Consider the following 13,246-nt stretch of genomic DNA (forward strand, 5'->3'; position numbering starts at 1 on the left):
GGGCTGCGCCGGTTTGTGCGGCATGGGCCGAACCAAGTCTTGGTTGCATACAGAACTCCCATGGGCATGTTCTGCTCGTTCCAAGGGGGATGGCGCCTTTGCTGTGGGATGAGGCGAGGTCTGCCGGAGCGTGCCTGCGCAGTCCAGTGGGCGTTACCCTTCCACCACAACGGCCAGACAGCGCTTGAGGCGCGGCGCGTGCCCGCTGACAGTACTTTGGTACGGCAAGGGCGCGCAACAAAGCATCAAGTGCTGTATGGCCGCCTCCAAACGGCAGACCAACTAAGCCGTAAGGTCACTCAGGCGTTTGGTGAATACCAGGCGGAAGCTGCTGCCTTGGCCGAGGGTGCTGTTCAGTTCGATCTGTGCACCATGGCGCTGCATGACGGTGTGGACAAAAGCCAGCCCCAGCCCCAGGCCCTGCACGGCACTGTTCTCATGCTGGGTCTGTCGTGCAAAAGGGGCAAACAATGTGGCTTGCTGCTCGGGGCTGATGCCGTCGCCCTCGTCGCGCAGCACCACCACCCAGTGGGCGGGGCGCACCTCCAGGCTGCAGTGCACGCGGCTGCCTTCGGGGCTGTATTTGATGGCATTGCCCAGCAGGTTGACCAGCACGCGCCGCAGCTGGCTGGGGTCGCCTGTGGTCAGAGCCTCTGCTTGCTGCGGCTGCCATTCCAGGCGGATCTGCTTGGTCTGGGCCAGGGCCCAGCTGTCGTCCAGGGCCTGGTCCAGCAGCTGCCCCAGTTCCACAGCCTCCTGGCGCGGCGGGTGTTGCTGGGCGCGCGCCAGGTGCACAAAGTCTTCGGCCAGTTCCAGGGCGCTTCTGGCGTAGCGTTCGATACGGGCCTCGGTATCGCGGGGAGCACGTGCCGCCAGCGCTATCGATGATGTGGAGGCGAAGGCCCTGTCCATCTCCAGCAGCGTGAGGATGGCGCCAATGGGGGCACGGATGTCGTGCGAGATGAAGTGCATGGCCTGGTCGCGCTGGGCCATGGCCTGGCGCATGCGGGTGATGTCCACCAACGTCAGCAGCCAGCCGGTGGTGGGCGGGGCGGCAAAGGGGCGGCCCACCAGCAGCAGGTGGCGGCCCAGCCGGTCCTGGCCTTCGCGCTGGAATGCGGCCTGCATGCCTTTCAGGGCCATGGGGTCGAACAGCGGGCCCTGGGTGTCGTTGTCCAGCGCACCGGCCAGCAGGATCTGCACGTCCTGGCGTTCCTGCAGATTCTGGTCCAGCGATTGGGCATAGCGGTGGGCCGCGCTGTTGGCCAGCAAGATATGGCCTTGTGGGTCGCAGACCAGGGTGGGGGACGGCAGCTGCAGCAGGCTTTCGCTGACGAAATGGTGGAGCTGGCGCAGCTGGCGCGAGGCCTGCTCCACGGCCTGGATGCGCTGGGCCAGCATGTCCTGGCCCATGCCGGCGGGCTGTAGTGTGGCCAGGGCGCCGCTGCGCGAAAGATCGCGCATCTCATGCTCCAGAAAACGCGCGGCGGCATTCAGGCGTCGCCAGCTCCACAGCGGATAGGCCAGGGCCAGCACCAGCAAGGCGGCGGCGGGCGCCAGTGTCAGCTGCCACCACAGCGGGGCCAGGGCGGCCACCAGCAAGGTGGCGCTCCACAGCAGGGCGCAGGCGGCCAGGGCGGCGGAGGGGCCCAGCATGGCCAGGGCCACCAGGGCCAGCAGCAGGGGCAAGGTGTTGAAGCTGCGATTGACTAGGGGTGAGGCCGGGGCAGCATGGCGCTGCTGCAGTGCGCCGTTGAGGATGTAGCCCACCATGCTGACATTGGGGCTGTGCCGCATGTCCTGCTGCGCCGGGGTGGCAAAGCCCGGCGCCAGGCCGATGGCGGTCTGGCCGACCAGCACGTATTTGCCCCGGAAGGCGCTGGGGGGGATATCGCCGCGCACCACGTCGATATAGGAATAGGTGGTGAAGGGCGGATTGCCGCTGGCAAAACCTATTTGCTGGCGTGGAGGCTGCGGCGGCTGGCATTGCGCGGCCTGGGGCTGGCCCAGGCACAGCATGGCCAGGCCCAGGTGCAGATGCTGCTGCCCAGCCAGCCCCGTCATGGGGGCAAAGCGACGCACGCCGCCGTCGGTGTCCACCGGCAGCTGCACATGGCCCAGGGCAGCCGCAGCCCGGGTGAGCGCCGGTAACTGGCCCACGGCGCGGCCCGATGCGTCTTGTGCCACGGCCAGCACCACGCGGCCGCTGTCGGCAATGGAGCGCGCCAGCAGGGCGTCATCCGTGGGGTGGTCCAGGTCTTCTTCGCTGAACAGAATGTCCAGGCCTATGGCCTTGGGCTGCTGTTCCGAAAGATGGCGCACCAGCTGGGCATGGATGGCGCGGCGCCAGGGCCAGCGGCCTATGGCGTCTATGCTGCGCTCGTCGATGGCCACCAGCACCACCTCGCTGGAGGCGGGGCGCTGCAGCAGCCGGGCCGACAAATCCTGAACCAGCAGATTGCTGCGCTCCAGCTGCTTGGGGCCGGCCAGCCACCAGACGGCGGCCAGCAGGCAGATGCTGACAATCGCCCATTCCCGGCGCAGGTCCAGCCGTTTTTCGGGCCAGCGGCCCTTGGCGCGCAGCCGACTCAGCCAGGCACGCATGGCGTATTCCTGCTGCTATGGAATGCGTAGCTGCTATCGCTTGTGGAAAAAGCCTTGCAAAGGTAAACCCGTCCAAAACCGAGAAGCTGTGCGCACAGCATGCTCTCTTTTCGATGGGGGGCCTGCATGGACAGCGAGTCTTCCCGGGCTTACTCGGTGATCACGTCCAGGCCGTTGCCGCTGCGCAGCGGGCGGCCAAAGCCATCGCGCACCCAGGGCCGCAGCGTGAACTCGCGGGCGGCGGACAGGGCGCTTTCCAGACCCGATGCATCGCGCGCCTGCAGGCGCAGGTAGTAGCGGCCAGGGCCGAGCTCGGAGGCTTCCCATTGCGGTTGTTCCACCCGGGTGTCCAGCAGCGGTTGCAGGGCCTCGGGCTCGCGCGCCACGACGATGCGCCAGCTCTGGCCGGGCTCGCCCTGCCAATGCATGGTGGGCAGGCCGCCTGCCGTGTTCCAGGCCAGGGCGGCGGCATCGGGCACGGGCGGGCGCTCGGCCGCGCGGAAATCCTGTGCAGCGGCAAACGGGCCCTGGTCGGGCTGGCCGTTGTCCAGCGTGCGTATGCTGGCCGTGCGCCAGCGGTATTCGCCCCGGGGCAGGGTTTCGGTCTCCAGCGCGCAGGTGTTGAGCACCTCGTCGCGCAGCGGCGCGGCAAAGTCCTGGCCGGTGGCTGCAATCTGGATGCGGTAGGCCGTGGCGCCATGCACCGGCGTGCAGTGCAGTGCCACCGCGTCGCTGGGCAGCACGGCGGCGGGAGGGGTTTGGTAGAGCGGCGGGACAGGATGGGCCTTGACCTTTAACAGCCCCTGGGCCGGCAGGCCGGGAATGCCGTGGCCGTCCACGGCCCGTACCTGCAGGAAATAGCTGCCATCGGGCACGGCCGGAAAGCGCACCGTGTCGCCCGCAAAGCGGCCATTGCGCAGCACCTGGCGCCCGGCTGCATCCTCGCTGACCTGCACCACATAGCCTGCAGCAGTGGGCTGGCTGGGCAGGGGCAGGTCCAGCCATTGGGCATCTTCGGCCAGCTGGGGCAGCTGGCTGGCGGGCAGCGCGGGCAGCAAGGCCGCTTGCTGCAGCTGGCCGCTGCGGTCCACCGCGGCGCCCTGGCCCTTGGGCAGGCGGGCGTTGGCGTTTGCCGTCAGCGCCGATTGCACCTGCACCACGCCGCGCTGCACGGTGGTGACGGTGCTGCCGTCCTCTGCCAGATAGACGCCGAATTCCGTGCCGCGCACGCTGCTGGTGGCAACGTTGGTGCGCACATCCAGCGCCGGTGGCCGGCCCTTGTGCGGCGGCACGGCCGCATCGAGCGCGCCGCGCTGCAGATCGACCACGGACTGCAGGCTACCGGCGCGGCCCTTGCGGCGCAGTTGCTGCAACAGGATTTCGCTGTCGGCCTGGACTTGCAGCAGCGTGCCGTCCGCCAGGCGCACGCTGACAAAGGCGTCGGGAGGGACGCGCAAACGGCTGCCTTCGGGCAGGTCCTGGCCGGGGCGCAGCGGGGTTTCTGCGGCCTGGCTGCTGCGAGAGGGCGGGGGCAGCAAGGTGGCATTGCCTTGCAGGAAACTCACCGAGGCCGAGGCCAGGCGCTGCAGGTGGTAGGGAATCTCCAGCACGGAGCCGGGCTGCAGCCGGTAGGGGCTGCCCACCTGGTTGTGGCGTTGCAGCGCAGGCCAGAGGGAGCCGTCGCCCAGATAGTGGCGCGACAGCTGCTCCAGCGTATCGCCGGTCAGGATGCGGTGGCGTGTGGGAGCGCTGGCCGCAGGCGTTTGGGCCTGGGCGGTGAGGGCCAGTGCCAGCAGGCTGGCGGCCGCAGCTTGTGGCCAGCGGACGTGGGCGATGCGATGAGAAGGCATGGGCAGGCGAGTGCAGGTGGCAGGTTGCGGCCTCTACGGGTGGGCGAGGCCGCAAGCTGTTCTAGGCGGGTCGGTGGGGGGCTTCGGATGGCGCCGTGCTGCCTTGGGCATCCAGGCGGTAGCCCAGGCCGTAGACGGCCGAGATGGCGTAAGCCTGCCCGGGTCGCAGCTGCAGCACCTGGCGCAGGCGCGAGACATGGGTGTCCAGCGTGCGCGAGAGCATTTCGGAGTTCTGGCCCCAGACGGCTTCACGCAGGTGGTCGCGTGACATCAAGCGGCCCTCGTTCTGGAACAGCAGCACCGCCAGCGCGAATTCGCGGTGGGTGAGCACCACGCTTTGGCCCTGGAACTCGGCCATGAAGCTGGACTGGGTGAAGCGGTAGGGCCCGAACTCCAGCACATCGCCCCTGGATTGGGGGTAGGCGCGGCGCAGCAGGGCCGCAATGCGTGCCTGCAGCTCGGCCACGCGCACGGGCTTGACGATGAAATCATCCGCGCCGCAGGCCAGGCCTTCGACCAGATCGCTTTCCTCGCTGCGGTGGGTGATGAACACAATGGGCAGCGTTGCGGGGAGGTTCTCACGCGCCCAGCGCACGATTTCCGGGCCGGACAGGTCGGGCACCTCCCAGTCCACCAGCAGCAGATCGAAGCTTTCCCGGCGCAAATCCTGCAAAAAGGCCACGCCGCTGCGATGCAGCCGGCACACATGGCCGGCCTGGCTCGCCACCTGCTCAATCAGCTCCAGCTGCAGTGGTTCGTCATCTAAAACTGCAATGCGCATACTGCCCGCCTCCCTGAATCTTGCTGTGATTGTCGCAAAAGCCGCGCTGCGGCCTATTGCCCGTTGTTTTTTCAGTCTTGTGCCGCCGCGTCCTGCAACTGCTGCAAGGCGGCTGCGATCTCGCTTTGTTCCACCTCGGGCAGGGGCTGCAGATGGGAGTGCAAATCCGCCAGCGCGGCCTGGCCCTCGCCTTGCAGGCGGGCAATCCATTGGCCTGCCTCGCGGGGCTGGGCAAAGCCCTGGCTTTGCAGCAGCACCTGGCCACCTGCCGTGGTGAGCTTGAAGTAGAACAGACCGTCTTTCTCGCGGTATTGCTTGAAGGCAGGCAAAGCGGTTTTTTCGGTCTTGGCAGCCTTGGTCTGGCCCAGCGCGGCCAGATTGCGCAGGCCCACGGCGCTGCGCAGCTGCTGCAGCAGCGGCCGGGTGATGGCACGGGCGCGCGCGGCGCCGGCCTGGAGTATGGCCTCCACCTCTGCGGGGTGGGCCATCAGGTGCTCGTAGCGGGCGCGCATAGGGGAAATTTCCCGGTCAATGCACTCGTACAGCTTTTGCTTGGCGTCGCCCCAGGCGATGCCGTCGGCAAAGGCCTGGCGCATGGCGGCGGCTTCGGCCTCGGTGGCAAAGGCCTGGTACATCTGGAACAGAGCCGAGCCCTCCACGTCCTTGGGCTCCCCTGGAGCGCGGGAGTCGGTGACGATGGAGCCAATCAACTTCTTCAGCTGCGCCGGCGGCGTGAACAAGGCAATGGTGTTGTTGTAGCTCTTGCTCATCTTGCGGCCGTCCAGGCCGGCAAGCAGGGCCACGTTGTCGTCCACGGCGGCCTCGGGCGGGGTCAGAAACTCGCCGTACAGGTGGTTGAAGCTGGCTGCCATGTCGCGGGCCATCTCGATGTGCTGGATCTGGTCGCGGCCCACGGGCACCTTGTGGGCGTTGAAGGCCAGGATGTCGGCGCCCATCAGCACGGGGTACATGAACAGGCCGGCGCTGACGCCGTCATCGCTGTCGCGGCCGGCTTCCTGGTTTTTGTCCTGGGCGGCCTTGTAGGCATGGGCGCGGTTGAGCAGGCCCTTGCCGGTGGCACAGGTGAGGAACCAGGTCAGTTCGGGAATCTCGGGGATGTCCGACTGGCGATAGAAGGTCACATGGGCCGGGTCCAGGCCTGCTGCCAGCCAGCTGGCGGCGATTTCCAGGGTGGAGCGCTGTACGCGCTCGGGGTCCTGGCACTTGATCAGTGCATGGTAGTCGGCCAGGAAATAGAAGTTCTCCACTTCCTTAGAGCGGCTGGCGGCAATGGCAGGGCGCATCATGCCGGCGTAGTTGCCCAGGTGGGGCGTGCCGGAGGGGGTGATGCCGGTGAGGTAGCGGGTAGTCGTCATGGATGCAAACAGTCGAAAGCCAGGCCGGCAGGGAGCCGGCACTCTATCAGGGTCAGGTCAGTAAACGGGCCAGGGGCGTGAGTATCCAGTCCAGCGCTTCGTAGCCCCATTGGATCAGGGGCATCAGCCAGAGTTGGCCCACCACGCCCATCAGCACCAGGGCCAGCACGATGAAAAAGCCAAAGGGCTCCACGCGCGAGAACCAGTAGGCTGCCTTGGGCGGCAGCAGTCCGGCCACAATGCGGCCTCCGTCCAGGGGGGGCAGCGGAAACAGGTTGAAGGCCCACATCACCAGGTTGGTGAGGACGCCGGCATGTGCCATGGCGATGAAAAATCGCTCTTGCACGCCGGAAACCATGAGGACCATCAGCAAAGCGGCCCAGACAATGGCCTGGATGAAGTTGGAGGCCGGGCCTGCCAGCGCCACCCACACCATATCGCGCTTGGGGTGGCGCAGGCGGCTGATGTCGACGGGCACGGGCTTGGCATAGCCGAACAGAAAGGCCCCCGAGGTGGAGAAATACAGCAGCAAAGGCATCAGCACCGTGCCTATGGGGTCGATGTGCTTGAGCGGGTTCAAGGTCAGCCGGCCGAGCATGGCGGCCGTGGGATCGCCAAAGTGACGTGCTGCATAGCCATGGGCGGCCTCGTGCACCGTGATTGCAAACAGCACGGGCAGGGCGTAGATGAGCACGGTTTGGATGAGTTCGGAGGCGTCCACGTCGTTGCGAAAAAGGGTGAGGGAATAGGTTTATAGCCCCAAAGCCTGGAGGTCGCCCTGGCCTTGGCGCACCAGCAGCGCATCGCCGCCCGTGTACATAGGTGTCAAATCCAGCACCGTGGTGGGTTGCATGGGGCAGGCGCCGGCATCGACGATGCCATCGAGCAGCTTGTCAAAGCGTTCGCTGATGTCCTCGGGGTCGTTCAGCGGCTCGGTGTCGTCCGGGGCAATCAGCGTGGTGCCCAGCAGGGGGGTGCCGTGCAGCTCCAGCAACTGCTGCAGACCTTTGTGCTCGGGCACACGCAGGCCTATGGTCTTGCGTGCCGGGTGGCTGACGCGCCGTGGCACTTCCTTGGTGGCGTCCAGGATGAAAGTATAGGGACCGGGCGTGCCCAGCTTCATCAGGCGGAACTGGCGGTTGTCCACACGGGCGTAATTGGCCAGCTCGGACAGGTCGCGGCACAGCAGGGTCAGATGGTGTTTGTCATTGATCTGGCGGATGCGGCGCAGGCGGTCCACGCTGTGCTTGTCGTCCAGGTGGCAGACCAGGGCGTAGCTGGAGTCGGTGGGCACGGCCAGCACGCCGCCGTGCTGCAAGATGTCCACGGCTTGCTGCAGCAAGCGGGGCTGGGGGTTGAGGGGGTGAATCTCGAAATACTGGGCCATGGCATGTCTTTAGGCTGGGTCACGCCCGGGCTGCGGGGCGCGTTGGATGCGAGAAGCCAGCAGGGCCCATACCGGGGGCAGGGCCGAGGGCAGAGAAGGCAGGGAGCCCAGGTCCACGCGGGACTCGGCCGGGCTGTGAAAGTCGCTGCCGCGTGAACCATGCAGCCCCAGGTCCTGGGCCAGCTGTGCATAGCGGGCGGCTTCTGCGGTGGTGTGGCCACCGCAAACCACTTCAACGGCCTGGCCGCCGCAGGCCACGAAATGGCTGCACAGCGCATGCTCCAGCGTGGCGTCCAGGCCGTAGCGCGCCGGGTGGGCCAGCACGGCCACGCCGCCGCCTGCGGTGATCCAGCCCACAGCCTCGGCCACGCTGGCCCAGCGTTGGGGCACAAAGCCGGGCTTGCCTTCGGTGAGAAAGCGCTGAAAGACCTCGCCCATGCTGGTGCAGATGCCGCGCTCCACCAGAAAACGGGCGAAATGGGTGCGGGAGATCAGCGCGGGATTGCCCACATAGCGCAGCGCACCTTCGTAGGCGCCGGCAATGCCGGCGGCCTCCAGCTGGCGTGCCATCTCTTGCGCGCGCGGCCCACGGCTGTGGCGCAGAGCGTGCAATCCTTGCTGGAGCACCTCGTGCTGGACGTCAAAGCCCAGCCCCACGATATGGATGGTGTGGCCGGCATAGCTGGCCGAAATTTCCACCCCCGTGAGGTAGTCCATGCCCAGGGCATGGGCGGCAGCGCAGGCTGCTGCCTGGCCTGCCAGCTCGTCGTGGTCGGTGAGTGCCCACAGGTCCACACCGCCACGGCGGGCGCGTTCTGCCAGCTGTGCAGGCGACAGCGTGCCATCCGAGAACGTGGAGTGGCTGTGGAGATCGGCATTCAAGTAGGGCATGTGCACCGGCAATTGTAGAAGTGCCCGCCAGGGGCCGTTTTCGTGGGGCCGCAATCTGTGCGGTGGCAGCAGGGCAAAGCCTGTGGTGCGGGCGTGCATGTAGGTAACTTTTTTGCCGACCGTTTGCCCTATCCATGGAAGGCGCAGCAGCAGATTTTTGGGGGCCTGCAAGGGATAACAGGCCCTTACAAATTGCTGCGCAGGCGTCGGTGCAATGCGCTAGATTTTCTAGATGGGCGGTATCTCCCGCACCGGTTGGCAACTGAGGGCATGGCCCCATGCAGCGATGAAAACCCAGAACCTTTCCGTGGCCCTGAAGATCTGGGCGCTGGTGAGCATGGTGGTACTGGCCATGGGCGGCCTGGGCAGTGGCCTGCTCTATGTGATGGCGCAAAGCCACACCGAGATCCGCGAAAAAGTGCAGGACTATGAACAGCGCATCCGCCTGGCCGAGCAATGGCGCGCCATCAACGAACTGGCGGCCAGCAGTGTGACGGTGGCATCCCTGTCCAACGAGCCTGCGGTCATTCAGGCACTGGCAGAGCGCAGCCGGGAGGCCAATGCCCGCTCGGCTGCGTTGCAGCAGCAGTTGGAGGGGAGGCTGAATTCGGCCGCCGGCCAGCAGGCCTTGCAACGCATTCGCGCGGCCCACGAGCAGATGCTGTCCATCCACCAGGCGCTGGATCGCCTGCATGTGGCCGGCTCTGCTGCGCAGGCCAAGCAATTGATGGAAGGCAGCTTTGTGCCGGCCGTGTCCTCCTATGTAGAGGCCTTACGGGCCCTGGTGCAACTGGAGGAAAAGCTGCGCGATGGCGTTCTGGAGCAAGACCAGGTGCGCAGCTTGCAGCTGCAGTGGATGGCAGGGGGCGCCCTGGCGCTTGTGCTGGTGATCGCCCTGTTGATTGCGCGGGCCATGATTCGCCAGATCACCTTGCCGCTAGGCCGTGCCGTGGCGGCCACGGCGCAGATTGCGGCGGGTGATTTGACGGTGGATGTGCAGGACGCGCGCCAGGATGAGCTGGGGGCCTTGCTGCGCAGCCTGTCCGCCATGGCTGCCAAGCTGCGCTCGGTGGTGGCTGAGGTGCGCGCGGGCGTGGAGGCTGTGTCCTCGGCTGCCGGCCAGATGGCCATTGGCAACCAGGATCTGTCGGCTCGCACCGAGCAGACCGCAGCCAACCTCGAAGAAACCGCTGCCAGCATGGAAGAGCTCACCTCCACGGTGACCCAGTCCTCCGAGACGGCGCGCCAGGCCAACCAGCTGGCGGGCACGGCGGCCCAGGCTGCCGAACGTGGCGGCGTCGTGGTGCAGCAGGTGGTGCAGTCCATGCAGCAAATCACCGACAGCAGCCGCCGTATCAGCGACATCATCGGCGTCATCGATGGCATTGCTTTTCAGACGAACATCCTGGCGCTGAATGCGGCGGTGGAAGCGGCCCGTGCGGGTGAGCAAGGCCGTGGTTTTGCCGTGGTGGCCGGCGAGGTGCGCTCCCTGGCCGGTCGCAGTGCCGAAGCCGCCAAGGAAATCAAGGCCTTGATCACCACCAGCGTGCGCAATGTGGAGTCGGGCTCGCAGCAGGTGGAGCAGGCCGGCCAGAGCATGCAGGAGATTGTGCAAAGCGTGCGCCATGTGACGGATTTGATTGCCGAGATCACGGCCGCTTCGAACGAGCAGCGCGACGGCATAGGCCAAGTGAACAGTGCCATCAGCAACCTGGACCAGATGACGCAGCAAAACGCCGCCTTGGTGGAGGAGTCCGCAGCAGCGGCCACGGCCATGCGCGAGCAGGCGCTGCGCCTGGAAGAGGTGGTGGCGGTGTTCAAGGTGGGGCAGGCGCAGTCCGCACCGCCAACGCAGCAGGTGGCAAGGCCCTCGGCCCTGGCCGCAAAGACCTTGGTGCGTGCCGCAGCCGTACCTCGCGCCCAGGCGCCGAGGTCGTCGCCGTCGCCGCGCCTGCAGCTGGCGCGCCCCTTGGTGGCTGGGGATACCAGTGCCAAAGGCTACAAGGCGTTCTAAGGCGGACACATCATGGGTTGCAGGCTGGCCCGCCTTGTGGGATTCCCGCCAATGCTGCAGCGCAATGAAATGACATGAAACAAAGGAAGTTGTCAATCGGTGCTGGACCAGTACCGTTGATCGGGTCTGCTCCTACAGAATGAGCACGGGTAGCTTTGCCCGCTTGTCTTTCGTTGGTGTTGCGCTAGGACGATTTTCATGAATTTGCAGAACATTCGTGTCACCCACAAGCTGTGGGCCGTGGTGGTGGGCTCGATGACAGCCATGGTGCTGTTGACTTTTGGTCTGATGGTGTATTCAGACCGCCTGGACACCCAGGTCGCCAAGCAGATTGAGCTCGCGGAAAAGCGCATCGTGCTGTCCATGAACTGGAAGGGCATGACGGAGGTGGCAGTCGAGCGTTATGTGGTGGCCGTGATGTCGTCAGAAGCCCACATCGTCGACCAGATGAAGCAGCTGGCCACCGGTGGCACGGCTCGGATCACCGAAATCCAGAGGCAGGTGGTGGAAGCCGCCGACACCCCGGCGGAAAAGGCCCAGCTGGACAAGGTGGCCAAGGCGCGCACCCAGACCCTGGCCGATATCGCCAAGGCCCAGGATGTGCGCGGCCAGGGCGATATGCTGGCGGTGAACGAGATTGTGGACAAGCAGCTGCGTCCTTCGGCCATCCAGTACGTCAAGGAACAAGAGGCGCTCATCGCCATCCAGGAGCAGATGCGTGAGGTGGCCAAGGCCGACGGCCAGCGTAAGCGTGTGGAGGCCTACGGCATTGCCGCAGGTTGCAGCCTGCTGCTGGTGCTGGTGGGCCTGATGCTGGCGGGCGCCATCGTGCGCTCCATCACCCGTCCGCTGGACCGGGCAGTGCATCTGGCCGACCAGATTGCCGATGGCGATCTGACGGTGGATGTGCATGACGACCGCCAGGATGAAATGGGCCATCTGCTGCGCAGCCTGGCCACCATGACCAGCAAGCTGCGCTCCGTGGTGGGCGAGGTGCGCACGGGTGTGGAGTCGGTGTCCTCGGCCTCCGGCCAGATCGCCACCGGCAACCAGGACCTGTCGGCACGTACCGAGCAGACTGCGGCCAATCTCGAAGAAACCGCTGCCAGCATGGAAGAGCTCACCTCCACGGTGACCCAGTCCTCCGAGACGGCGCGGCAGGCCAACCAGTTGGCGGGCACGGCGGCCCAGGCCGCAGAGCGTGGCGGCGCCGTGGTGCAACAGGTGGTGCATTCCATGCAGCAAATCACCGACAGCAGCCGCCGTATCAGCGACATCATCGGCGTCATCGATGGCATTGCCTTCCAGACCAATATCCTGGCGCTGAATGCGGCGGTGGAAGCCGCCCGTGCGGGCGAGCAAGGTCGTGGCTTTGCCGTGGTGGCCGGCGAGGTGCGTTCCCTGGCAGGTCGCAGCGCCGAGGCCGCCAAGGAAATCAAGGCCTTGATCACCACCAGCGTGAGCAATGTGGAGTCGGGCTCGCAGCAGGTGGAGCAGGCCGGCCAGAGCATGCAGGAGATTGTGCAAAGCGTGCGCCGGGTGACGGACTTGATTGCCGAGATCACGGCCGCCTCGAACGAGCAGCGCGACGGCATAGGCCAGGTCAACAGTGCCATCAGCAACCTGGACCAGATGACGCAGCAAAATGCGGCGCTGGTGGAAGAGTCCACGGCAGCGGCCACGGCCATGCGCGAGCAGGCGCTGCGCCTGGAGCAGGTGGTGGCAGTGTTCAAGGTGGGACAGGAAAGCCTGGTGCGCCGTGCGCCCGTGGCCGCCCCCCGCAGCATGCCGGCAGCCACCCCATCGGTGGCTGCGCCCCGTAGTCCGCAGGCCTCTGGTCAGCAGGCCGCCAAACCTGCGGCGCTGGCCCCGGCCAAAGCCCCTGTCGCCGCAGCACGTCCGGCCGCCACACCACCCGCTGCAGCACCGGCATTGCGCAGGCCCGCACCCGCAGGCGCCAGCACCGTTGCCAGTGCGGACGATGATGAGTGGGAAACCTTTTGATGTGACCTGCTGCAGCGCTCTGTGAATGTGCCGGCCTAGGCCGGCAACCTCACCCGCTTCAGTGCGGGGGAGAAATAGCGGGGGCAGGCCCTTATCCCCGCCTTCCCCCAACGGGGGAAGGAGCAATCCCAAGGTGCTAAGCAAACGTCCCTCTGGCGTATGCAGAACCTCTTTCGCCAGAGACACCGCGCAAGGGCCTACGCCGGCCACGCCGCGGAGAATGCATGTGGTCATGGGGATTTCTACGCTGCCCAGTGCTTTTGCTGTGGCCCCTATCACATAAAACTGGCGCAGCCCAAGTCAGAGACGCCGCGCAAGGGCCGCCCCGCCCCGCCCCGC

At 66.3% G+C, this 13,246-nt stretch carries 9 protein-coding genes; 2 read left to right on the forward strand and 7 right to left on the reverse strand.

Annotated features, from left to right (window positions below; genetic code table 11):
- Positions 1–282: 282 nt before the first annotated feature.
- The 7 genes from ACA027_RS04810 to ACA027_RS04840 all read right to left on the reverse strand — a co-directional run bounded on the left by ACA027_RS04810 (position 283) and on the right by ACA027_RS04840 (position 8,889).
- Positions 283–2,604 carry a CHASE2 domain-containing protein gene (locus ACA027_RS04810; protein WP_370681266.1) on the reverse strand — a complete coding sequence of 774 codons (2,322 nt, stop codon included), beginning with the start codon at positions 2,602–2,604 and terminating at the stop codon, positions 283–285.
- Positions 2,605–2,753: 149 nt separating this feature from the next.
- Entirely contained in the window at positions 2,754–4,454 is a 1,701-nt protein-coding gene (locus ACA027_RS04815) for a FecR domain-containing protein (protein WP_370681267.1), read from the reverse strand.
- 61 nt (positions 4,455–4,515) lie between these two features.
- Positions 4,516–5,235 carry a response regulator transcription factor gene (locus ACA027_RS04820; protein ID WP_370681268.1) on the reverse strand — a complete coding sequence of 240 codons (720 nt, stop codon included), beginning with the start codon at positions 5,233–5,235 and terminating at the stop codon, positions 4,516–4,518.
- A gap of 71 nt (positions 5,236–5,306) precedes the next feature.
- Entirely contained in the window at positions 5,307–6,611 is a 1,305-nt protein-coding gene (locus tag ACA027_RS04825; RefSeq protein WP_370681269.1) for a tryptophan--tRNA ligase, read from the reverse strand.
- 52 nt (positions 6,612–6,663) lie between these two features.
- The gene (locus ACA027_RS04830; RefSeq protein ID WP_370681270.1) at positions 6,664–7,332 is read right to left on the reverse strand and encodes a site-2 protease family protein; all 669 of its coding nucleotides are present in this window, start codon (positions 7,330–7,332) and stop codon (positions 6,664–6,666) included.
- A gap of 30 nt (positions 7,333–7,362) precedes the next feature.
- Positions 7,363–7,998, reverse strand: a complete 636-nt coding sequence (locus ACA027_RS04835) for an L-threonylcarbamoyladenylate synthase (protein WP_370681271.1) — start codon at positions 7,996–7,998, stop codon at positions 7,363–7,365.
- Between the two features lie 9 nt (positions 7,999–8,007).
- Positions 8,008–8,889 (reverse strand): PHP domain-containing protein, encoded by an 882-nt coding sequence (locus tag ACA027_RS04840; protein WP_370681272.1) that lies wholly within the window; start codon positions 8,887–8,889, stop codon positions 8,008–8,010.
- Positions 8,890–9,175: 286 nt separating this feature from the next.
- Between ACA027_RS04840 and ACA027_RS04845 the strand changes: the two genes are divergently transcribed.
- Positions 9,176–10,903, forward strand: coding sequence for a methyl-accepting chemotaxis protein (locus ACA027_RS04845; protein WP_370681273.1), 1,728 nt, complete (start codon positions 9,176–9,178; stop codon positions 10,901–10,903).
- A gap of 198 nt (positions 10,904–11,101) precedes the next feature.
- The gene (locus ACA027_RS04850) at positions 11,102–12,907 is read left to right on the forward strand and encodes a methyl-accepting chemotaxis protein (protein ID WP_370681274.1); all 1,806 of its coding nucleotides are present in this window, start codon (positions 11,102–11,104) and stop codon (positions 12,905–12,907) included.
- The last annotated feature ends 339 nt before the right edge of the window (positions 12,908–13,246 follow it).

It is taken from the genome of Comamonas sp. GB3 AK4-5 (assembly GCF_041320665.1).
In the GTDB taxonomy this organism is placed as follows: Bacteria; Pseudomonadota; Gammaproteobacteria; order Burkholderiales; family Burkholderiaceae_C; genus Comamonas.